Origin of the sequence: Paracoccus sp. IB05 (assembly GCF_016405985.1) — a bacterium.
GTDB lineage: Bacteria > Pseudomonadota > Alphaproteobacteria > Rhodobacterales > Rhodobacteraceae > Pseudogemmobacter.
The window spans coordinates 1-21,656 of sequence record NZ_JAEFCF010000030.1; the positions used below are offsets into that span (position 1 = coordinate 1).

Annotated in this window: 16 protein-coding genes and 1 pseudogene; 15 read left to right on the forward strand and 2 right to left on the reverse strand. The window is 57.6% G+C overall.

Features of this window, described 5'->3' with window-relative positions:
• The first annotated feature begins 228 nt into the window (after positions 1-228).
• A complete protein-coding gene (locus tag JC607_RS17615) occupies positions 229-1,212 on the forward strand; it encodes an endonuclease/exonuclease/phosphatase family protein (RefSeq protein ID WP_198838204.1) in 984 nt (327 codons plus the stop codon).
• A 200-nt stretch (positions 1,213-1,412) separates the two neighbouring features.
• On the opposite strand, the gene JC607_RS17620 is transcribed toward JC607_RS17615, so the two are convergent.
• Both JC607_RS17620 and JC607_RS17625 read right to left on the reverse strand, forming a co-directional pair.
• A complete protein-coding gene (locus tag JC607_RS17620; protein WP_198838205.1) occupies positions 1,413-2,654 on the reverse strand; it encodes a lipopolysaccharide biosynthesis protein in 1,242 nt (413 codons plus the stop codon).
• A gap of 14 nt (positions 2,655-2,668) precedes the next feature.
• Complete coding sequence (locus tag JC607_RS17625; protein ID WP_198838206.1) at positions 2,669-3,817, reverse strand: glycosyltransferase; 1,149 nt, start codon at positions 3,815-3,817, stop codon at positions 2,669-2,671.
• Positions 3,818-4,418: 601 nt separating this feature from the next.
• On the opposite strand from JC607_RS17625, the gene JC607_RS17630 reads away from it, so the two are divergent.
• From JC607_RS17630 to JC607_RS17695, 14 genes and pseudogenes are all read left to right on the forward strand, one after another.
• Positions 4,419-5,483 (forward strand): acyltransferase, encoded by a 1,065-nt coding sequence (locus JC607_RS17630; RefSeq protein WP_198838207.1) that lies wholly within the window; start codon positions 4,419-4,421, stop codon positions 5,481-5,483.
• The gene (locus JC607_RS17635) at positions 5,480-6,646 is read left to right on the forward strand and encodes a glycosyltransferase (RefSeq protein ID WP_198838208.1); all 1,167 of its coding nucleotides are present in this window, start codon (positions 5,480-5,482) and stop codon (positions 6,644-6,646) included. Before JC607_RS17630 ends, JC607_RS17635 begins: the two co-directional genes overlap by 4 nt.
• A gap of 13 nt (positions 6,647-6,659) precedes the next feature.
• Positions 6,660-7,109 (forward strand): serine acetyltransferase, encoded by a 450-nt coding sequence (locus tag JC607_RS17640; protein WP_198838209.1) that lies wholly within the window; start codon positions 6,660-6,662, stop codon positions 7,107-7,109.
• 79 nt (positions 7,110-7,188) lie between these two features.
• On the forward strand, positions 7,189-8,676 hold the full coding sequence (gene wzy / locus JC607_RS17645; RefSeq protein WP_198838210.1) for an O-antigen polysaccharide polymerase Wzy: 1,488 nt from the start codon (positions 7,189-7,191) through the stop codon (positions 8,674-8,676).
• Positions 8,677-8,679: 3 nt separating this feature from the next.
• A complete protein-coding gene (locus JC607_RS17650; protein WP_198838211.1) occupies positions 8,680-9,750 on the forward strand; it encodes an acyltransferase in 1,071 nt (356 codons plus the stop codon).
• A gap of 134 nt (positions 9,751-9,884) precedes the next feature.
• Positions 9,885-10,150: pseudogene (locus tag JC607_RS25455) on the forward strand (transposase); the annotation flags it as partial.
• An 820-nt stretch (positions 10,151-10,970) separates the two neighbouring features.
• Entirely contained in the window at positions 10,971-11,147 is a 177-nt protein-coding gene (locus tag JC607_RS17660; RefSeq protein ID WP_198838213.1) for a hypothetical protein, read from the forward strand.
• A complete protein-coding gene (locus tag JC607_RS17665; RefSeq protein ID WP_198838214.1) occupies positions 11,144-12,019 on the forward strand; it encodes a mechanosensitive ion channel family protein in 876 nt (291 codons plus the stop codon). Before JC607_RS17660 ends, JC607_RS17665 begins: the two co-directional genes overlap by 4 nt.
• A 46-nt stretch (positions 12,020-12,065) precedes the next feature.
• On the forward strand, positions 12,066-12,800 hold the full coding sequence (locus tag JC607_RS17670; protein WP_198838215.1) for a pseudouridine synthase: 735 nt from the start codon (positions 12,066-12,068) through the stop codon (positions 12,798-12,800).
• A gap of 290 nt (positions 12,801-13,090) precedes the next feature.
• Positions 13,091-13,636, forward strand: coding sequence for a YaeQ family protein (locus tag JC607_RS17675; protein ID WP_198838216.1), 546 nt, complete (start codon positions 13,091-13,093; stop codon positions 13,634-13,636).
• Positions 13,637-14,009: 373 nt separating this feature from the next.
• The gene (locus tag JC607_RS17680) at positions 14,010-15,263 is read left to right on the forward strand and encodes an MFS transporter (RefSeq protein ID WP_233092979.1); all 1,254 of its coding nucleotides are present in this window, start codon (positions 14,010-14,012) and stop codon (positions 15,261-15,263) included.
• Positions 15,264-15,689: 426 nt separating this feature from the next.
• The gene (locus JC607_RS17685; RefSeq protein ID WP_233092980.1) at positions 15,690-18,800 is read left to right on the forward strand and encodes a response regulator; all 3,111 of its coding nucleotides are present in this window, start codon (positions 15,690-15,692) and stop codon (positions 18,798-18,800) included.
• Positions 18,797-19,660: a protein-glutamate O-methyltransferase CheR gene (locus JC607_RS17690; protein WP_198838218.1), complete on the forward strand. Its 864-nt coding sequence runs from the start codon at positions 18,797-18,799 to the stop codon at positions 19,658-19,660. Before JC607_RS17685 ends, JC607_RS17690 begins: the two co-directional genes overlap by 4 nt.
• Positions 19,650-21,482 carry a response regulator gene (locus JC607_RS17695; protein ID WP_198838219.1) on the forward strand — a complete coding sequence of 611 codons (1,833 nt, stop codon included), beginning with the start codon at positions 19,650-19,652 and terminating at the stop codon, positions 21,480-21,482. The genes JC607_RS17690 and JC607_RS17695 overlap by 11 nt, the downstream gene beginning before the upstream one ends.
• Positions 21,483-21,656 lie beyond the last annotated feature (174 nt).

Sequence of the window (21,656 nt, forward strand, 5' to 3'; positions counted from 1 at the left end):
GGGTGGGGTCAATATTGCGCGCCGATAGGGGGTCAGCTTTCCACGCCGATTGACACCAGAATCCCTGATCTCCGTGGGATCTGCATTGCTCTCGGGATCCCGAAAGATTTTCCAATGTGCAGATCCGGATCTGGTGGCGCCAGCAGATGGACGGGCGGGTCGGCACCTGCCTGTCCAGAACTCGGGCGGCGACAGGCACTGGGCACAGCTTCGAGGTGGAGTACAGATATGAGCCTGTTCCGACCGACCCGGCCGAACGAGGGACGGGTTATCCTGATCTGCCAAGCGCTCTATATCTGTGCACAAGCCGGTTCGTTTGCCCTGGCGCGGGTGTTATGGGCCGCAGATATGGCGAGCTTTCTCAGGGCGCATCTGCTGGCCCTTGGCATGCTGCTCGCTGTGCTGGGCCTGCTCTCCGGCAAGAAAACACATATTCTGGCGTCACTGGCAACGATTGCCTGTGCCGTGCTGCCCTATCTTTCCCTGCCAGTCCAGGCCTCTGCATCCCGTGGTGCGCATGTCAATGTCTCGATCGTGACCGCTAATGTGCTCGGCACGAATCGCGATGCGGTCCGCTTTTTTAATTTGCCCGAAGTGAAGGCCGCGGATCTCGTGGTGCTGCAAGAGGTGCCCTCAACCTGGCAGGAGGCTCTGGTGACGGCCAGAGACACCTGGCCATGGCAGAGTGAGGCGACCGTGAAGATCTCGAGCCATCTGCGCATACTCAGCCGCTTTCCGATTACCAGCGAGCAGGTGATTACCCCGCCGACCCCAGGGAGCACCGGCGGCCGCAATGCCGTCCGCGTCGCACTGATGGTCGGAAGCCACCCTGTCATCGTCTATGCGGTGCATGCACAGACGCCACGCAGCCCGCAGATGTGGCGTCAAAGAAATACCTATCTCGAAAATCTCGCCTCCGTCCTGGAACAGGAAAAGCCGGATGCCAGCGTTATCGTGGCCGGGGACTGGAACACGCCGCCCTGGTCTCCCTTTCTGAACGATTTTCTGGAGCGGACAGGCTATCAGAACACCGAGCCATTCATGCCGGTTGCCACGCGATTCGTTACCGGCCTCGAGACCATGCCCTGGCTTGGAACCCCCATCGATAGAATTGCCCTCTCGCCTGACCTTGGCCTTAAGGCCATAGGCACTGCCGGACCGTTCGGCTCGGATCATCTGCCCGTCAGTGCCGTGATCTCTGTTCCTCAGTGATCAGCAGACAGGGGCCTGGGCCTTTGGTTTAAAACGAACGGCGTCCGGCGGAACTTTCAGCGCAGAGGTCGGCATATGAGTCAGGAAAGCGATCCCCCCGGAGCGTTTTCTGCTCCTCATTCCCAAGCGACCCGGCGACGATCACTTGCGCAGGCAACAGCCCTGTGGATGAGGCGTGCCGCCCGATCACATAAGGGCGGTTATCTTTCGTTGGGAGATGACCAGGCCCGCCTAAGCTTTACGACCAGGCAGATACAGACCACTGCGAGACAGGTTTCTACGGCCAGCCGCGAGGCCGCAACACCGATGCCGCCCAGGGGCGTTGCAGTAAACGGAAGCGATATAAGCCCTATGACGCCGGTCAAAAGCGTGATGTTCTTGTATTTGTGCTCCTGATTCAAAGGCAGCAATGCGAGCATGCCGCAGCATCTGGAACATACAGCCAAGGGAATAATGCACAGCTGAAGCATTATGATCGAAGTCGCTCCTGTCATTTCTGCGCCGAACAGCGCTGGAACAAGCACTGGAGCAATCAAAACGGTCAAAACACTTGCCACTGTGAACACGATCGTTACGGAGATAGATGATCTCAAAAACAGACGTCTCGCCGCATGTGGATCATCCCGCAGCAAGTTCGTGATCCGCGGGATCAGGATGCGAACCAATGGCAGGCTGGCATTGATCACTGCAGAAATGATCCTGTCTCCTGCAGCATAGTAAGCGACTTGTGCCGGAGACGAAAAAACTCCGAGCGCGATGATACTGAGCCGATTAATAACCGGGCCTGTTGCGGTGAGAACAAAGAAATGGCCCGACTTAATCAAAGATGAGAAAAACAGCGAGATGGGAGGCACGCTGAAGCCAAGATGGGAAATAGCCCTGACGTGTCCGTAAGCCGAGAGAACCCACAACGGCCCCGCAAAAAGACAGATCGCCAGAACAGCGTCGCCCGTAACCCGCACGAAGAGCAGTATCAGCAGCAAAGTGCAAACTGCACCCACCACCTCCTGGGCCGCCAAGGAAATCGCACGCTCGACACTGATAAAATACCATGACGAGGAGAAGCCATAAGCCCCCGCCAGAAGAACGGTCGCAAATATCGCGGAGGGAGATTTCAGCTCAGATATCGGAATGAACTGCAGGACGCCCAAATAGAGCGCCACAGTCACCAAGCAGGTGAGCAGTCTTCCCAACAGCACGATGCCACAGGCTGACGGCGTATCATCTGCACCCTGTGATATATTCCGCACACTCATAAGCCCGAATCCGTACTCAATAAACTGAGACAGGATGAGCGCGGCAGCCATTATCAGTGAGAACTGCGAGAACCCCTCGGTGCCAAGGACACGGGTTAGAAATGGGTAGGCAACCAATGGGGCGCCAAATCGCAGCAAGTGTGAAAACATCGCTGCCAGCAAGTTCGTTCGAAGCTTACGTGCCAAGTCAGGACTCCAGCTTATCGCTTCGGCAGTTTCTTTGAGAGATCTTCATACAGCTCGAGAATGCGCTGACACATAACCTCAACTCTCCAATTGTCGAGATCAGTTTCGCGTGCGCCTTGGGCAAGACGCATTCGATGATCATCATTGAGCAGAAGGCCAGAAATCATGTCCGCAGCGCCATTTATATCATTCTGAGGCAGCACGATCGCGTTGACATCATCCGTCAGAACTTCGCCGAGCCCAGGAAGGAAGGTAGCAACCGTTGGCTTGCCTGCCGCCGCATACTGCATAATGACGCGAGGCAGTCCTTCTCGTTCAGAAACCAGGCAACAAACATCTGCCAAGGCAATGACACGCTCTGGATCTGTGCGATATCCCAGCAGATGAACAGATTGCGAAAGGCCTTTCTCGGATATCGCGGACCGGATCGACTTCTCCTCGGGGCCCCCACCAAGCAGCAACACTTGCGCATCCGGGACAGCGGATAGAATTTTGGGAACGGCATCCAGAAACTGCAAATGCCTCTTTCTGGCTTCAAGGGCAGCCACCATTACCACGACAGGTGGCCGTGCTTCGAATCGCTCAAGCGAAGGAATAGCGCGCCAGTCGAGCGGGATAGCCGTCCTGAACCTGTCCAGATTAAATCCGGAGTGAATGATACGATGCTTGCCCGGCGTTCCAATGCCAGCATTCAGGTATTCTTCCTTGACCCCGCCGCTTACATCAATATGAAAATCTGTCACGCGATCTGCGGCTCGCTCCAGGCTTTTATAGAGAAGCCTCTTACCTCCCCCCACACTGGCAAAAGGAACGATGTGAACACCGTTGATGATAACGCGTACCTTCGCAGCGTGAGCGGCAAATCTGCCAACAATTCCCGCTTTGCTCTGATGTGTATGCACGATATCCGGGTTGATCTGTCTGAAAATACGTTTGACCTCGATATAGGCCTTCCAGTCTTTAAATGGCGATATCGGATGACTGAGGTGAGTAGCTTTGATAAACCTTATAAGTGGATACTGACCATAATAACTGGCGTCATAATCGCGACCATGAACAACGAATACCTCGTGTCCCGCATTTACCTGCGAAACACACGAAAGAATAGTGTTCTCCTCAGACCCTGCGCGCAGAAGCCTGGTGATAATATGGACGATCTTCATGAGTTTTCCTGCAGTCCTGCTTCAGACATCGCCAATAGCGACTATGACACTAGGAACACACTAACGGCAGATGGTGATGGCTCGACAGCGCGCCTCACGGGCCTCCCCTGCCATTAACTTAGATGTAGTGTAAAGACCAGTAACGGCTGAAAGAAAGGCCGACGTGCGCAAAAATTGTGCACCCCTGTGCGTCGAAGCAACCTTCGTCGTTGACCTCCACGCGCATTAGAGGGATAGAGGGCACGTCCGGCACATCAAGGGACATACTGCGGGTGATCCACCGATGTGGCCCTGCTTTTGGTTCAAACAGTGCAAGTCCACGTATCCAGTCACTTTGTGTATGTAGAAATCGATGCATGTGTGGTGCGATCGAACGAATCGGCGCTTCGGCATTTATAGCTGAGATGTCGCAACCGAGGGCAGGCATTGCGAACTTATGCAGTCTGAATAGAGATGGCACAAAACTGTCACATTAAAACATGCCGGGGTGACCGGCAGCGGCGTTGGTTGAAAATGCCAAAAGGGGCACGCTTCGCCGCAATGCGCGAGTTACCCGGGTTTCTGCGTGGCCGTGACAACACTAAGCCTTACGGAGGGGACCTTGAGATCCAAACTTAATTCCATTCAGGTCCTGCGCGCTTACGCGGCCCTTTCCGTTATGGTGGGGCACGCGATACTTGAAGCGATGACCAATCATGGGGTAGATCCAGAACGCTTTAATGAGTTTCCGTTCATCGCGGGCGTCGATATATTTTTTGTCATAAGCGGATTCATAATGTATCACACTTCCGCCAGTGATTTCGGCGAACCTGGTGGTGCACATAAGTTCCTGTGGCGCAGGTTTATCAGAGTAGTCCCGCTCTACTGGGCCTTCACATCGCTGATGGTGGTTACGCTTGTATTCCTTTCGGGATCCGTCCGCTCGACCGAGCTGGAGTGGTGGAATGTCATCTCCTCATATCTGTTCATTCCGAGTGCGCGAGAAAGTGGGAAGGTAGTTCCCATCCTCTCCTTGGGATGGACACTGAACTATGAAATCTTCTTCTATGTACTGTTTGCGGCTGCGATGGCCTTCAACAGGAAGGTCGGTGTGGTCGTCCTGCTTGCTTTTGTCGCCGCGTTTTCGATCATTGGCGCAGTGTTCCAGCCATCCTGGGCGCCAATGGCGTTCTGGACAAATTCGATCATTCTGGAGTTCGGATTTGGCGTTATACTGGCCGTATATTTTGACCATATTCGCAGATATGCTGGTATATTATGCTGTTATATACTGTTTATCGTAGGATTCGTCCTACTTGTATTCTTATCGGACACCGCTCCGGATTTGCCTCGCTTTATAAAGGGCGGCATACCCGCTGCAATAATTCTCTGCGGCTGCCTGACTGTTCCAAATACGGCGGACGCCCGGATTCCGAAATTTCTGCTCCTGCTCGGTGATAGCTCTTTCGCCCTCTATCTGTGCCATCGGTTCGTCATGCGACCTCTGACAATTTTCATGGGTGATGCTGGCGGAGAGAACTTCCTGATCAGCATAGCCATCTACGTCATCGCGACGACAACTATTTCATCGATTGTCGCTATCGTCGTGTTTAAGTACTTTGAAACGCCGCTTATAAAATTCCTTCGGAGCCGCTCACTCGGAATAAAAGAGATCAAACCAACATGAAAGCCGCCTTCTTCGTTGATCACATCTTCCGGGAAAAGGAAGACGGAACCGTCTTCACGATGGGTGGAAAATTTCCGACAATTGGCTGGCGCAGCTATCTTCAGGAATTTTCGGAGATGGCTGTCGTCAGTCGTGTCTTGCCATTGCCTTCAGACAGTAAAGAGCGTTTAGGAATTTCTTCAGCGCCAGGAATAAAATTTATCGGCACGTCTCCGCGAAGAGGATGGCGGCGGCTCCTTGATCACAACGCAAGTGAAGCCATCGTTCGGCGTCAGGTCGAAAATGCAGATGTTGTCATCGTTCGGCTTCCTAGCCAACTCGGGTTAACGGCAAGCAAAATTGCACGGCGAATGAACAAGCCGCTGCTGGTAGAGTTAGTGGCCTGTCCGTGGGATTCTCTATATTTTCATGGATCAATCTTGGCGCGAGCCTATGCGCCCGTCCTCGCTTTGCGCACAAGGGTAGCGACACGCAATGCACCTGTCGTGAGATATGTAACTCGGCAATTCCTTCAGGGCCGTTACCCGACCTCTGGTAAAGAATTCGTGGCCTCTAACGTTGAGCTTCATGACAGTGCCGCTATCAATACTCGACGAGATCTCTCTAAGCGAAAGATTGTTTTTGGCACAATTGGATCCTTGAATACACGCCTTAAGGGAATTCATATTGCGATCGAGGCGCTTTCACAGTTGAAAACTCTTCGGCCAGAACTGAGCTTCGAATACCGGATTCTGGGTGAGGGAGATCGCGCGCAGTTCAATGGATCAGCAATCGCAGATTATCTGAAATTTGATGGTGTGCTGCCAGGCGGAAAGCCGGTACTCGATTGGCTGGATCATGTAGACATCTACCTTCAGCCTTCGTTTCAAGAGGGTCTGCCGCGTGCATTGATTGAGGCGATTAGTCGTGGGTGCTTGTGCCTGGGTTCGACAGCGGGAGGTATTCCTGAGCTTCTGGCAGCCGAGCGCCTCCACAAGCCTGGAGATGTAAAGCAGTTGCTGGCCAGCTTACAGAGCCTGCTAAGCCTTTCGATCGAGGAACAAATAGCAGAATCTCGGGCAAATATCATGAAGAGCAAAGATTACCACTCTGATCGCCTTCTGGCGATAAGAAGGAGCTCGATAAGAGAAATTGCACTCCTTGGCAACCTCAACGACAGATAACCAGGAGGCATTCGTGCTGGCTTTGTTCACATCACTTCCTAAACGTGCCACTCGGCATTGCTATCGTGTGCTGACATGGAGAAAGCGTCTCGGATTTTTAGGAAAGGCCGTTTCGAGGATTTATAGAAACAGCTTAGCAATTCGCTATGGGATATACCTTTCGCCTTTGGCTGTACTTGGCCGTTCATTAAACCTGCCGCACCCAACCGGAATTGTTATTGGCGATGGAGTTGTAATAGGTGATCGTGTGACCATATATCAGAACGTCACCCTGGGTCGAAAATACGCAGGCACGCCTTCTTATCCGGTAGTCGGAAACGACGTGGTTATTTACGCCGGCGTCGTTATTATCGGGCCTGTTTCAATAGGTGATGGCGCAGTTATCGCCGCAAACTCTGTCGTAACGAAGACTGTGCCGCCTGGAGCGGTATTTGCCGGCGTGCCGGCTCGCAGAATTTCATAGGCGTATCATGCGAGGTGCTGATGACCGTATCGGCGGGATGAACGAGTCCCGGTCGCTATACTATCTTGTAGAGGGCGGGATGTCCGCAAGCGTTCGCTTGCTGATCGCGACCTACATTCTAATCTACAGAGTCCTTACGCCACCAATTGTTGCCTCGGCATCTATGGATGTGTCTCTTCCATTTCTGCTTAGAGCTGTCGCAAATGGATTGATGGAATTCGTTCTGATCATTCCGATACTTTTTATCCGCAAGGTTGGGTATTTTCACCCACTCGTCTTTCCCGTTCTCTACAGTATAGCTTTCGCAGTAGCGTTTCAGCCCATTCATTTGCTCTTTCCGTTTGTCCTCGCATCTCAGCCATGGTTCGATATTAGCCCGAGTTACTCAGCCACACTTCAGCGGCTAGATGCTAATAGCTATATTTTTATATACACCTACTATTACCTCGTTTCAGCTCTGTTCTGGATATGCACTTACTGCGGGTTCTACGCGGTAAAATTTAAGACGATGCCCGCAAACAAGGTGTCCGGCTCCTCTAGTGTAGTCTTTGGCGCACAAGTATACTTGGTGATAGCCATACTATTGGGCTGGGCATTCATTATGTCGCGGGGCGGGATATCGGCGCAAATTCTATCATTCTACAGCGGCAGATATCAGAGCATGTCCGGGTCTGGCGTGTATACTGTGGTCACGAAAGTTGCCAGTGTTGCTATTCTCATCTGGATGGTTGCCGCGCCGAAGGCCGAGCGGCAGCCTTTATTCTGGATCTTCTTCGGCGCCCTTTTGCCGATCTACTGGCTTGTTGATGGGTCTCGAAGCAGCGTCCTGCTGATGATCATGAGTGTGATTGTGGTCCTGTCCATGAAGCGTGGAAAGATCCCAGTGATGGCATGTGTGAGCACTGCTATTGCCGCTATTATTATCTTTGGGATGCTCGGAATGTTGCGGCAGAATTTCAACTCCACTCAGGTTGACTATAGCGCATTCAATGCCAATCGGATGAGCGAGTGGATCGAAGCGAGTGATCTTGAAACCAAAAAACGTGCCGCAGAAGAGGGTGATCTCTCTTCATTTGCAAATGCAGTTTCTGGTCAGTACTTGTATGGGAAGTCCTATCTTTCTGTACTAGCCTACCCCATTCCCAGGGCGCTATGGCCCGACAAGCCGAAGAATATCTTTACATACAATAACTGGGTCAGCTTCTTAGGAAACAGCCCTGATGACCCGGCACCACAGATTTGGGGAATCCCAACCAATAGCATAAGCGAGGCATTTTGGAATTTTGGCTTAATCGGTATTGTTGTTGTTGGATTAACTGTCGGGATAGGATTGAAATTTGCGACGGACCTGTTCAGGTCTCGCCCTTACGAACCCTGGATTTGCGTTCTTTTTGTCGAGTTCTTATTGTACTTCAACGGCGGGTCCCGCTGGGCTCTGTATCTCATTCAGAATCTTGCAGGACTGTTGATAATTATTATGATCGCAAAAATATCTGTGCAACTGACTCTGGCATTACGTAATGGATCCGGGTCACGCCATATGCGTCATCCGCGGATCGGGAACTAAGGCATGTCAGGCATGATGAGATCAGAGAAGTTGCTCCGTGTGCAATTGTTGCGGGGAATCGCAGCGATTGTCGTAACTTTTGGCCATGCCCAGGGCTGGGGTGTGAAGATTGATAGTGAGTTTTCGCGACTGAATTTCGAATTTGGAATCGGTGTTGATATCTTTTTCCTCATCAGTGGTTTCATTATGATTTTTACAAGTCAACATCTTTTCGGAAGCGCAGGGTCTTGCGTTCAATTCCTCAAACGCAGAATTGTGAGGATTGCGCCTCTATATTGGATATTCACTCTGCTGATGATTACAGCGCTGTTCTTCACCCCGTCGCAGGTAAGTGCTTCCGGTGTCACGATCTGGGAGGCCATCCGCTCGTTTTTGTTCATACCATATCAAGCTGCCGACAACGATATTCAACCCATATTCCAACTTGGGTGGACATTGAACTACGAGTTTTTTTTCTATGTCGTATTTGCATGTTTTCTATTTCTGCCGCAGAATCTGGCAGTTGTATCGCTGAGCGCCACGATGGTGTTTTTTGTGCTGATCGGAATGAGTTTAGACCTTTCATTCAGCGCACCACTCACTTTCTGGACAAACCCCATTATTTTGGAGTTTGTCGCGGGAGTATGGGTCGGACTTCTGTTTCTCAAGACTGGCAGAAAAGACAGCCGCATCCTATGCGCTTTCCTGATTATCATGTCTGGATTGTCGTATGCGCTTCTTCAAAGCGAAGAATACTTCAGAATTATAAAGCTCGGGATTCCGGCTTTTTTTGTGTTCATTGGCCTGGTGTTTTATCTTCCGGCGAGTATAGAGCGAAAAATATCTGGCTTTTCTTCATTGTCGGGTGACACATCGTACAGCCTGTATCTTAGCCACCCATTCACCCTCTCGATCGTTCAAATACTTTGGGATCGCTTTGGACCCGACACCGGTTATACTTGGGCGTATGTCGTGCTGGCCACCGCAATATCTTTTCTGGTTGGAGTGGCTGTTTACTTCGTCATAGAAAAACCGGTTCTGAGGGTGATACGAAATCTGAATTTTGCAGGAAAGATTACCTCTCATGCATCATAAGTGCATGAGACCATACATGTGAGTATTGAATCGGCCGAAGGTTTTCCGGTGTTGAGATCCTCGGTGCTCATCTAGGGTCAGGATCCATTGATTGTCCTTCTTTGACGTGAATCGGAGGGTCTGGGGAGATTCGAGTGAGAAAGAGCCGCTTCACGGAACCGCAGATCATGGCTGTACTTCGTCAGGCCGAGGGCGGTGTGGCCGTGCCTGAACTTTGCAGGGAGCATGGGCTCAGCACCACGAGCTTCCACAATTGGCGCTCGAAGTATGGCGGCATGGACGCGTCAATGATAGGCCAGATGAAGTCTCTTGAAGACGAGAACCGGCGGCTGAAGCGCATATTCGCCGAGCCTTCGGCATACAGGCCGAACTGCTCAAGGAAGCACGTGGAAGAAATGTATGGTCCGCCCCGCAGTTGCATGGATTTCGTGGGTGTTCTTCCGGTTGGCGTAAATATATCCGGCCTCTGATCAGTCAGCCGCTTTTGGCGACAAGGCCTTGATGAGATCCGCACCTCGGTTTCCAGATTAATGGCAGGGGATCGCGCCCCGCTTTTTTGCGCCTGGTTTAATCTGGCGACGCGTGACCTGAAGAACGGTCGCACCCGATTGGTGATCGAGAACCCCATCGGGCGCGACCCGATGTGCCATCTGTGCACCTGGCCTTGCTCAACCGGACCGACGGCGGGATGATTTCCGGACAGGTGATGAGGACCGCGCAACAGCCATCGAATTCCGCGATGAGCATCGTCCTCGGACAATATCAAAAGCGCCGCACTGAGGCGATCAGGATCTTCATCGCTTTGCCAGAGCGCAATCGTCACGTTCGGCCCACCGCCGAAAGGAACCATCCAGCCAGCATTTACCGGCAAACCGCAGGGGGCGGAACAGATTGCGTGACCGGGACAGGCTTTCATTCCCCGGCCGTCGGCCTTACTGCGCTGGAAGCTCTGCTTTCGGAAAACCCAGCGGGAGGACGCGGGCAAGACATATGCCAAGCTGTTGAAATATTTTTAGAAAGCACCATATACTGGCAATGGCCCGCAAGGCTGCGCGGCCGGCTGAGACCTTAACCATGAACGGGACATGTACCATGCCAGTGATCATGCGCGCCGAACAGGCGCATGCCTTGCCCCGGCTCTGTTAGCCTCTGCTTTTTGGCGGGCGACCGGGACCGGGGAGGATGCTCTGTTCCGATGCCCTGTCAAAAAGGATAGTCCCTTGTATCGCAATCTTTTGCCCGCCAATTGCCATTCCTGTGGTACGGACGTGCCGCGCGCCGCCGCCCATCGCTGTCCTGTCTGCCTGATCCCGTTCTCGCGCATGCAGCCGGGCCAGACGCAGACCCGTATGGCGCCGGAGGCGCGCCTGCTGCAGACCCGGCGAGGCGACGAATGATCAAAACAGACGCCCCTTCGGTCCAGACCGGCGGATTGCTGATCCTGCTGGTGCTGTTTGCCCTTTTCGGTGAGGCCCTGCCCGGCAGGTTCGGGGGGGGACAGACGTGGTGGGAACCGTTGCGCAACACCGCACTCTCGGGCGCAATGTTCCTTGGCGCGCATCTCGTGCATGCTATATGCTTTGCGCGTCTGACCCGCCGCCGCAAGGGCCGGCGCCCGGTTCCGAAAGTGGCGCTGGACTTGCTTCGCGTGGCCCTGTTCGCCGTCGCGACACTGGCCAGTCTGTCGCTGTTCTTCCGGCAGGATCTTTCGGGGATCCTGACGGGGTCCGGTCTTGTGCTGGCAGTTCTGGGTTTCGCCATCCGCAATGTGGTCGCTGACACCTTTTCGGGCCTCGCACTCGGGCTCGAGGCGCCATTCCGGATCGGCGACTGGGTTGCCATCGACGGTCTGGCCCAGGGGCGTGTGCAGGAGATCGGGTGGCGCAGCACCCGGCTGATCACGCGTGACAGCACCCATGTCATCCTGCCCAACAGCCAGATTTCCCGCCAGAGGATCACCAATTACAGCGCGCCCCGACCTGAATACCGGGATCACGCCGAGTTGACCCTGCCGGCCACGCTTCCGGTTGCGCAGGCGAAGGCGCTGATCACACAGGCGCTGGCAGGGGCGGAGACCATTGCCTCAGGCAAGCGGCCTGAGGTCCAGGTCGCACAGTTCGCGCCACATGGCATCACCTATCGGGTGAAATACTGGGTGCCGCAGCATGATCGTGAGATGGCCTGCCGCAACGAAGTGTTCAGCCGGATCGATGCCGCCTTGCGCGAGAACGGCGTCAGCCTGAAGCCATTGGCGGATGTTCCGGTGTAAGGTCCTGCACGCCCCCCACCATCCGACCAGAACGGAGACCAACACGATGGCGAAAGCCGTAACAGTCCGGATCGACAAATTGCTGTCCTCGATGGGCTATGGATCGCGCAGCGAGATCGGCCGGCTGGCGCGCGCCGGGCGGATCACCCTGGATGGGGCAAAACCCGTCGATGTCACAAGCCGTATCACGGTTGACGCGGATCTGCCTGCACGCCTGATCGTCGATGACGCGCCGCTCGATCCCGTGGCGGGGATGGTGATCCTGATGAACAAGCCCGCCGGTGTGACCTGCTCGCACAGCGAAGCAGGGCCCCTGGTCTACGGCCTGCTGCCGCCGCGCTGGCGGCAGCGTGATCCGGTTCTCTCGACGGTCGGCCGGCTTGACAAAGAGACCTCGGGCCTCCTGCTCCTGACCGACGATGGCGATCTTTTGCACCGGATCATCAGCCCCAGACGTAAGGTCAGCAAGACCTATCGCGCCACCCTCGCCCGTCCGCTGAACGGCGACGAGGCGGCGCTGTTTGCCTCCGGCGACCTGATGCTGAAAGGTGAGACAAAACCGCTCGATCCCGCTGTTCTGGAAATCCTGTCGCCGACCGAAGCCCTGCTGACGATCACCGAGGGGCGATACCATCAGGTGCGCCGCATGTTCGCGGCCTGCGGCAATCATGTCGAGGTGCTGCATCGTGAGAGCCTGGGGCAGCTGCGCCTGCCCGGGGATCTGGCGGCCGGCGCCTGGAGGCTGCTCGGGGCGGAGGATCAGCAGCGGGTCTTTCTGTAGGATGTTCCCGTCTGGAACCGGGTCGCACAGGTTTCGACCCGAACGGTGCTTTGGCGGCCGGGCGTATTCCCATAATCTGAAGATCAGCCCATTTCTGTGCCTGACTGTGGCGCACCGGCCTGCGCCACGGTCAGACCGATCACAGGGTGGGCACTCGATCCCTGATCAAGGCAATTCCAGGCAACCGGAACCGGAAATACGCGGTGGAGCTTTGCCCCAAAGGATTTCGCGCTTACCCAGCGGCTCCAAAGGCACTATGCACCCTCATCTTACACATCCAGGGTCCGGCCATGGCGCAGAATGCCACCATTTACAAAGTCGAGCTGTCCGTGGCCGATATGGATCGCCACTATTACGAAACCCACAAGCTGACCGTCGCCAGACATCCCTCAGAGACGGATGAGCGGCTGATGGTGCGACTTCTTGCCTTCGCCCTCAATGCCGAAGCCGAGCTGGAGATGACCAGGGGCCTCTCAACGGATGACGAACCGGACATCTGGCAGAAAAGCCTGAGCGGCGATCTTGAACTATGGGTCGCACTCGGCCTGCCCAGCGAGAAGGTCATTCGCCAGTCCTGCAGCAAGTCCAAAAAGGTCACCGTCTACGCCTATGGCGGCAGGCAGGCCGAGATCTGGTGGGATAAAATCAAGGGCAGCTCTGCCCGCTTTGACAATCTGCAGGTGATCAACCTGACACAGGAAGACACAGCCGGGCTGGCGAAAGAGGCAAATCGCTCGATGAAGCTGCAGGTGAATATCCAGGATGGCGATGTGATGGTCAGCGTCGATGGCAGCGTGCTTTACGTCAGCCCGACGAAATGGAAGGCTGCGGCATAGCTCGGATCTGATCGCGATGTGACGGCCGGTAGCGACCCCATCGCTGATCCGCGAACCCTGCACGCGCCTTTTAGGCCAGGCAGACAGGCGCTGATCCGAGAGGCTGCAGAACAAGGCGCCGAAAATGGCGTCCGCTGTTGCAGGTGGTCGCATTTTGATCGGTCAGTCCCTCTGTGATGCCCAAAAAAGGAGGAACCCATACCTGTGGCCTGGCTGAGGCAGGACACCGGCCCATGTACCCGACACTCCGTCACGGACACAGGCGGCAGACAGTCCACGGGGGAGGCAGCAAGGCAATTAATTCTCTGGGGGGAGCATGGCTTCACAAACTGAAACGGGCGGGCCTGGCCTGATACGGCTGGATGAGGCGCCCATGCGGCCCGTCCATATCCTCGCGGCGGCGGCGGTTCTTGGGGGCGCCGCGCTTGACGGCTATGTGCTGGGGATTGTCGGACCGGCCCTGGCACTTGCGAAACAGGAGATGGAGCTTTCCGCCCTGGGTCAGGGGCTGATCGCGGCAAGTGCCCTGATCGGCGTCTTTATCGGCGGGCTGTTCTTTGGCAACCTGGCCGACCGCTTTGGCCGCAGGCCGGTGTTTTCCTGGAATCTGCTGGCTTTCGTTCTGCTCTCGGTCTTGCAGCTTTTCGTGCAGGAGGTCTGGCAGCTGGTGCTCTTGCGCCTTGCGCTTGGTCTGGCGGTCGGGGTGGAATATGCGGTCGGCACCTCGGTTCTTGCCGAATTCTCGCGCCGCAAAGGGCGGGGCGTGTTGCTGGGCAGCTTTGCCGTGGGCTGGCAGGTCGGGTTCACCATCGCCTTTGTCTATGGCAACCTGATCTATTCCGGCGACAACTGGCGGCTCTTGCTGGCAACCAGCGCGATTCCGGCCCTTCTGGTGTTTTTGCTGCGCATAGGCCTGCCGGAAACGCCGATGTGGCTGAAGGCGCGCGGCCGCGACGCCGAGGCGCAGGCTGTGGTCGAACGCCATTTCGGCAAGGGCTTTGCAATCCCCGATGTGGAGCTGAAGCTCAACCAGCCTTCAGCGCGTGAATTGCTGAAAGGGCCGAATGTCCGCCAGCATCTCTATTCCGGGCTGTTCTGGTTCTGCCAGGTGGGGCCGTTCTTCGCGATCTTCACCTTTATCGGGCCGGTATTCGACTCGCTCGGGATCGAGGATCAGACCACGGTTGATATCTGGCTGAACCTCGTGCAGATCCTCGGGGCAGTTTTCGGCCTTTTCCTGATCGCCTGGCTCAGCCGCCGCCATTTCGTCATTTCCACCTTCGCGGTGATGTTCGTGACGCTGCTGGCGATCGGTCTGTTCCCCCAGGCGCCGATCTGGGTGATTGTCGGCCTTTTCGCGGTCTATATGTTTGTCGCGCCTGCGGCCAATAACATCCAGTATGTCTATCCCGCCGAGATTTTCGACACGCATCTGCGCTCGACCGGGGTTGGGTTCTCGGCGGCCTTCTCGCGGATCTCGGCGGCAGCGGCGGTTTATCTCCTGCCCTATGCGCTTGAGACCCTTGGCGCATCGGCGGCGCTGCTGATCATGGCGGGCCTCCCTTTGCTGGGGCTGGTGATGTCCATCCTTTGGGCCCCCGAGACCAAAAGCAAAGCCCTGCTCTGAGCGCGGCATTCCTTGCGGCCCGGGCAATCCTGTCCGGGCCGGAAACCCGAAAACCGGAAGGCCGAACTCCCGGCTGCCGGTGCAGATCGGGTCATGCGGCGAGATCGCCAGCGCAAAAGCCGGCGACTTTTGCGTCATGCCGCCCGGATCGCGGCAGACCCGAACCGGGCTTTCCCTGACAAGGAACGGCACTCAGCGCGCGGCCCTGTCGCGGAATCACCACGTGAACAGGCCCCAGGCGCGTTCACGGCGAACGCCATGCACATCCGCGAAATCCAAAATGCCATCAGTATCCTTGCGCCCCGGGCTGGCTTTTCAAGGCATTTCGGCTTACTCCCATAGCGTGATCGTCTGTTATTATGAACCCGCTAAGGAATAGTCATGTAACTATGGCGCTGCCGGACCAGGTTGCGGGGAGAGACCAGGATGAAGACTGACAGCAAAGAGTATCTCAACGTTTCAGGCCTGGTCGTCATTGTGGCGATTATGCTGATCAGCTTCATCGCTGATCTGAATATCCCGCTGGGCCATGCGGTCTGGCTGGGCTATCTGCTGGCGCTCGCGATCAGCTTCTCGCTGCGGTACCTCTGGCTGCCCTCAGCGATTGCGGTGGTGGGCATAGTGATGCTGATCCTCGGCTATGTGCTGGATGAGCGCGAGAACGACGTTGCAATCGCGCTGTCGAACCGCAGTCTCGCCTCGGCATCGCTGATATTTCTGGCCGTGGCCGGGACATTCATGGTGCGAAACCGCCTGCGCATCGCGGCCGAGGACTGGCGCAAGAGCATCGAGATGGCGCTGGCAAAAGCTCTCGAGGGCGATCTGAGCCGGGTGCAGATCGGCGAGAACACGCTGCGGCTGGTCGCCGGGGCGCTTGGGGCGCGGGCGGCGGTCCTGTGGGAAAAGCAGCAGGACAGCCTGATCCCCGTCGCGTCCTGGGGAACCGCCAACACGGCCGAGGCTCTGCATGAGGGGCAGCCTGGCCGCCAGGCCGGTCATCTGCGCCGGGCATTGCAGGGCAATGAAACCGTGGTGCTGATGGCGCCGGGTGAGGCGGCGCTTGACTGGGGGTCGGGGCTGATGCGGGGTCGGGCCGCCTGTTCGGTGATCGTGCCCACCCGCGAGAATGGCGTGGTCAATGGGGTGATCGAGATCGGCCTTGACCGCGAGCCGACCGACGCGGAGCGGGAATTGATCGAAAGCCTCGGCGACAAGGCAGGGGTCGAGTTGCGCTCGGCTTTGTACCGCGAGGAAGTGCAGCAGCTGCTGGATGAGACCCGCCAGCAATCCGAGGAATTGCGCAGCCATTCCGAGCGGCTGGCCGACACCAATGCCGAACTGGAGGAACAGACCGAGGCGCTCAAGCGCAGCGAAGGGCTGCTGCGGGATCAGCAGGCGGCGCTGGAAGAACAGAACGCCCAGCTTGAGCAACAGACTGCCGAGATGGAAGAGCAGCGCGACACCCTGGCGGCCACCGGGCGCAAGCTGGCCGAACAGGCCGAGGAGCTGGCCCGTGAAAGCCGCTACAAATCCGAATTCGTCGCCAATATGTCGCATGAGCTGCGCACGCCGCTGAATGCGCTTTTGATCATGGCGCGGCTGCTCAGCGAAAACCGTGGTGGCAATCTGACGGGCGAACAGGTCCGCTGGGCCGAAACGGTGGAAAGCTCGGGCAAAGATCTGCTGCGGCTGATCAATGACATCCTGGATCTGGCCCGGATCGAGGCCGGTAAGGTTGAAATCTCGCCCGAGCCCAGCGATCCGCGCGACATTGTGCAGCGCATCGCGCGCGCTTTCACCTTCGCGGCGTCGGAAAAGGGCCTGAAGTTTGAGACCGAGATTGCCGGAGATATTCCGGGCATCATCACCGACCCCTCGCGGGTCGAGCAGATCCTGCGCAATTTCGTCGGCAATGCGCTGAAATTCACCGATCATGGCGCGGTCACGCTGTCGCTGACGCGCGAGGGCGAGGGCGTGCGCTTCCGGGTGAAGGATACCGGCATCGGCATCGATCCCGAGCAGCACAAGGCCGTGTTCGAAGCGTTCCGCCAGGCGGATGGCTCGATCTCGCGCCGCTTTGGCGGCACCGGTCTTGGCCTTGCGATCTCGCGCGATCTCGCCGATCTGCTGGAAGGGCAGATCACACTGGAAAGCGCGCCCGGCAAGGGGAGCGTCTTCTCGCTCTTGCTGCCGAAAACGCTGAAAGACCTTGATGAACGCCCGCCGGCAGAGCTGCGGCCCGGGCTGAAGCCCGCCGCCCCGCGCGCAGAAGAGCCGCGGCCCATACCGGAGCGCGGCATGGGCCAGATCATTGATCTGAGTGACGATCGCAGCGAGCTGGGCGAGGATGACCGCAGCCTGCTGATCGTCGAGGATGATCCGGCCTTTGCCCGCATCCTGCTTGATCTTGCGCATGAGCGCGGCTTCCGCGCGATTGTGGTCAGCAGCGCCGATGATGCGGTCCGGGCTGCGCAGACCTATCTGCCGGTGGGCGTGATCCTGGATATGGGCCTGCCCGATCATTCCGGCCTGACGGTGCTGGACCGCCTGAAGCGCGCGCCCGCGACCCGGCATATTCCGGTCCATGTCGTCTCAGCCGCAGATCACACCCGTGATGCCATGGCGAAGGGCGCGGTGAATTACCTGATGAAGCCGGTGGCGCGCGAATCCCTGATCGAGGCGCTCGACAGTATCGAATTCCAGGCCAACAGCCGGATCCGCCGCCTGCTGGTGGTCGAGGATGATCCGGCGCAGCTGTCGGGGATCAAGGCGCTTCTCGGCTCGGACGCGGTCGAGGTCACCGGTGCCGCGACAACAGCTGCCGCGCTGACCGCCTGCCGCAACAAGACTTTCGACTGTATCGTGCTGGATATGAACCTGCCCGACGGGACGGGGTTCGACCTTCTCGAACAGCTCAGCCAGGATGAGACCGCCTCTTTCCCGCCGGTGATCGTCTATACGGCCCGCGCGCTCTCCGAAGCCGAGGAGCAGCGCCTGCGCCGCCATTCGCAATCGATCATCGTCAAAGGTGCGAAATCACCCGAGCGGCTGATTGATGAGGTGACGCTGTTCCTGCATCAGGTGGTCTCGGATCTGCCACAGCGTCAGCGCGATATGCTGGCGGCCTCGCTGAACCGCGATTCGGAACTGGACGGGCGCCGCATCCTTGTGGTCGAGGATGATGTGCGCAATATCTACGCCCTGACCGGGGTGCTGGAGCCGCATGGCGTCGATATCCGCATCGCCCGCAATGGCCGCGAGGCGCTGGATATGCTGGGCCGGGTGACGGACGGTGCCGAGCCTCCGGTCGATCTGGTGCTGATGGATGTGATGATGCCTGAAATGGACGGGCTGACCGCGACCAAAGAGATCCGGCGCATTTCGAAATGGCGGACCTTGCCGATCATCATGCTGACGGCGAAAGCCATGGCCGATGATCAGGCCAAATGCCTCGCCGCCGGGGCGAATGACTACCTCGCCAAACCGCTTGATGTTGACAAACTTCTGTCGCTGATAAGGGTCTGGATGCCGAAATGACGACCCCGGTTTCAGGCAGTGACAAGATCAGCGATATTGAAACGGATCTGTTTCTGGAGGCGCTCCGGCGGCGCTATCATTATGATTTCAGCGCTTACGCCCGTTCGTCGCTTGTGCGGCGGGTGGAGGTGGCGCGGACCCGTCTCGGCTGTGACAGCATTTCGGCGATGCAAGCGCGGGTGCTGCGCGAGCCGGAGCTTTTGCATGACGTGATTGACGCCATGACGGTCCAGGTCAGCGATCTGTTCCGCGATCCGGGCTATTACCTGGCCCTGCGCCAGAAGGTTATCCCGCATCTGCAGACTTTCCCTTCGCTGAAGGTCTGGGTGCCGGGCTGCGCCAATGGCGAGGAGCTCTATTCGCTGGCCATTCTCTTCGCCGAAGAGGGCCTGCTGGATCGCACCATGTTCTATGCGACCGAAATCAACCGCCGCGCGCTCAGCAAAGCCTCGGCGGGGATCTATGAAACCGGGCGCATTCCAAAGTTCAGCGAGAATTATCGCGCGGCCGGCGGCAAGACGACGCTGTCAGATTATTACACCGCGGCCTATCGCGGTGCCGCATTCCACCGCCATCTGCGGCAGCGCACGCTGTTCTCCGAACATGACCTCGCGACCGATCAGGTATTTTCCGAAATGCATCTGATCTCGTGCCGCAACGTGCTGATCTATTTCGATGAAACCCTCCAGAACCGCGTTCTGGGGCTTTTCGCTGACTCGCTGGTGCGCGGTGGCTTCCTTGGCCTTGGCTCGCATGAGACACTGCGGTTCTCAAAGATTAAACCGGCCTTCAGCGCCCATGATGAGGGTGAGCGCATCTGGCGCCGCACGAATATCGAAAAGTTTGAAAATGCCCAATAAAGCCATCCGTTTCCTGCTGGTTGACGATCTCCCCGAGAATCTGCTCGCGCTGGAGACGTTGCTGCGCCGCGACGGGCTGGAGCTCCATAAGGCGCGTTCGGCAACCGAAGCGCTGGAGCTGATGCTGCGCTATGACTTCCGTCTGGCCTTTGTCGATGTCCAGATGCCCGGCACCAATGGCTATGAACTGGCCGAACTGATGCGCGGCAGCGCGCGGACCCGCGAGATCCCGATCATCTTCGTCACGGCCGCCGATCACAATGAGATCCGTCATTTCCAGGGCTATGAGGCCGGCGGAATTGACTATATTTACAAGCCGATTGACCCGATCATCCTGCGCTCGAAAGCCGAGGTTTTCTACCGGCTGGCCCAACAGACCATCAACCTCGAGCATCAGCGCGACGAGCTGCGCGAAAGCGCCCAGGCGCGCGATCTCGCGATTGCCACGCTGCGGGCCCATGCCGACAACTCGCCGCTTGGGGTGATCGAATGCGATGCCAGCCTGAACCTGCTTGGCTGGTCGGGCGGTGCCGAGCGGATTTTCGGCATCGGTGCGGGCCGGCTTCTGGGCGGCGATCTGGGCGAGGCCGGCTGTTTCCGGCCCGAGACCCTGGCGCAGTTCAGAGACTGGATCGCCGGCGCCGGGACGGTTGCCCGACACAGTGCCGAGGCCGTCGCCACCGGCGCGAAGGGCGAGATCAATTGCGAAATCTATGGTTCGGTGGTGATCGACCCGGCAACTGGCAGCCCTTCGCTTTCCCTGCAGGTGCTCGAGACAACCGAGCGTCATCAGGCCGAAAAGGTCCGCGCCCTTCTGGTCGGCGAACTGAACCACCGGATCAAGAACACGCTGGCCAATGTGCAGGCAATCATGCGGCAGACGCTGCGCACCTCAACCACCCTGCCAGAGTTCAATCTGCGGTTTTCAGGCCGGCTCCAGGCGCTGGCGCGCGCGCATTCCATCCTCTCGGATGTCACCTGGTCCAAGGCGTCTCTGGGGCAACTGGTCACGGATCAGATCGAAGCCGGCACGCTCGACCGCGATTTCATTGACGTCAGCGGGCCCGATGTGGCCCTGTCGCCGGAAGTGACGCTGCGCCTTGCGCTGATCTTGCATGAGCTGGGGACCAATGCGGCAAAATATGGTGCCCTGTCGCAGGCTTCGGGTCGGGCCCTGGGGCGAGTGAGCCTGTCCTGGACCATTGGCCCCGAAGGGCTGAGCCTGACCTGGCAGGAAACCGGCGGCCCCCCGGTTACCGCGCCGACACGGCGTGGCTTTGGCTCCGATCTGATCCAGAACGGGGTCGGCGATGGCCGGGTCGAGGTTGACTGGAACAAGGCCGGGGTGATCTGGCGGATCATGATCCATTCCGGCTTTGGCCCGGACGGCGCGCAGCGCAGCGCTGAGACCAGGATCGATCGCCCGGGCCTGCCGCAGCGCGATGGCATCAAGGACAGCCGGGTCTTGCTGGTCGAGGATGAGCCGCTGATCTCGATGGAGCTTTCCGACGTGCTCGAGGATGCCGGCGCCCGGGTGGTGAAGATCGCGGCCAGTCTTGACGAGGCGATGGTCGCGGCGCGCACGCTGGATTTCGACTTCGCGCTGCTGGATGGCAATCTGCGCGGCGCGCCGGTGGATGTGGTTGCCCATACATTGCGGCTGCGCGGCGTGCCGTTCTGTTTCATCAGCGGCTACAGCCGGGATCAGCTGCCGCGTGACTTTCAGGACGCCCCCTTGCTGACCAAACCGGTGGATCAGGACAAGCTGCTGGAGATCGTGCTTAAATTGCAGACCGGCGAAAGAAGGCGTGCGACAGGCTGACAGCAACGGCCGCGCCTGGCGACACCCGCATCCGGTCGAAACGCACCGCCGCCGGGGGGCCTGAGCGATGATGGAGCGCGCCTTCACCGCCTGACCATCCTTGACGGGTTCACCCGGGCGAGGTTCTTGTCGGACCCGGTCCTTCGGTAAGGCGCATGAAGACGCAGGGCAAAC

Coding starts and splice junctions, on each gene's coding strand:
- JC607_RS17615 (WP_198838204.1), top strand. CDS start 229: ATGAGCCTGTTCCGACCGACCCGGCCGAACGAGGGACGGGTTATCCTG.
- JC607_RS17625 (WP_198838206.1), bottom strand. CDS start 3,817: ATGAAGATCGTCCATATTATCACCAGGCTTCTGCGCGCAGGGTCTGAG.
- JC607_RS17635 (WP_198838208.1), top strand. CDS start 5,480: ATGAAAGCCGCCTTCTTCGTTGATCACATCTTCCGGGAAAAGGAAGAC.
- wzy (WP_198838210.1), top strand. CDS start 7,189: ATGTCCGCAAGCGTTCGCTTGCTGATCGCGACCTACATTCTAATCTAC.
- JC607_RS17650 (WP_198838211.1), top strand. CDS start 8,680: ATGTCAGGCATGATGAGATCAGAGAAGTTGCTCCGTGTGCAATTGTTG.
- JC607_RS17665 (WP_198838214.1), top strand. CDS start 11,144: ATGATCAAAACAGACGCCCCTTCGGTCCAGACCGGCGGATTGCTGATC.
- JC607_RS17670 (WP_198838215.1), top strand. CDS start 12,066: ATGGCGAAAGCCGTAACAGTCCGGATCGACAAATTGCTGTCCTCGATG.
- JC607_RS17675 (WP_198838216.1), top strand. CDS start 13,091: ATGGCGCAGAATGCCACCATTTACAAAGTCGAGCTGTCCGTGGCCGAT.
- JC607_RS17680 (WP_233092979.1), top strand. CDS start 14,010: ATGCGGCCCGTCCATATCCTCGCGGCGGCGGCGGTTCTTGGGGGCGCC.
- JC607_RS17685 (WP_233092980.1), top strand. CDS start 15,690: ATGAAGACTGACAGCAAAGAGTATCTCAACGTTTCAGGCCTGGTCGTC.
- JC607_RS17690 (WP_198838218.1), top strand. CDS start 18,797: ATGACGACCCCGGTTTCAGGCAGTGACAAGATCAGCGATATTGAAACG.
- JC607_RS17695 (WP_198838219.1), top strand. CDS start 19,650: ATGCCCAATAAAGCCATCCGTTTCCTGCTGGTTGACGATCTCCCCGAG.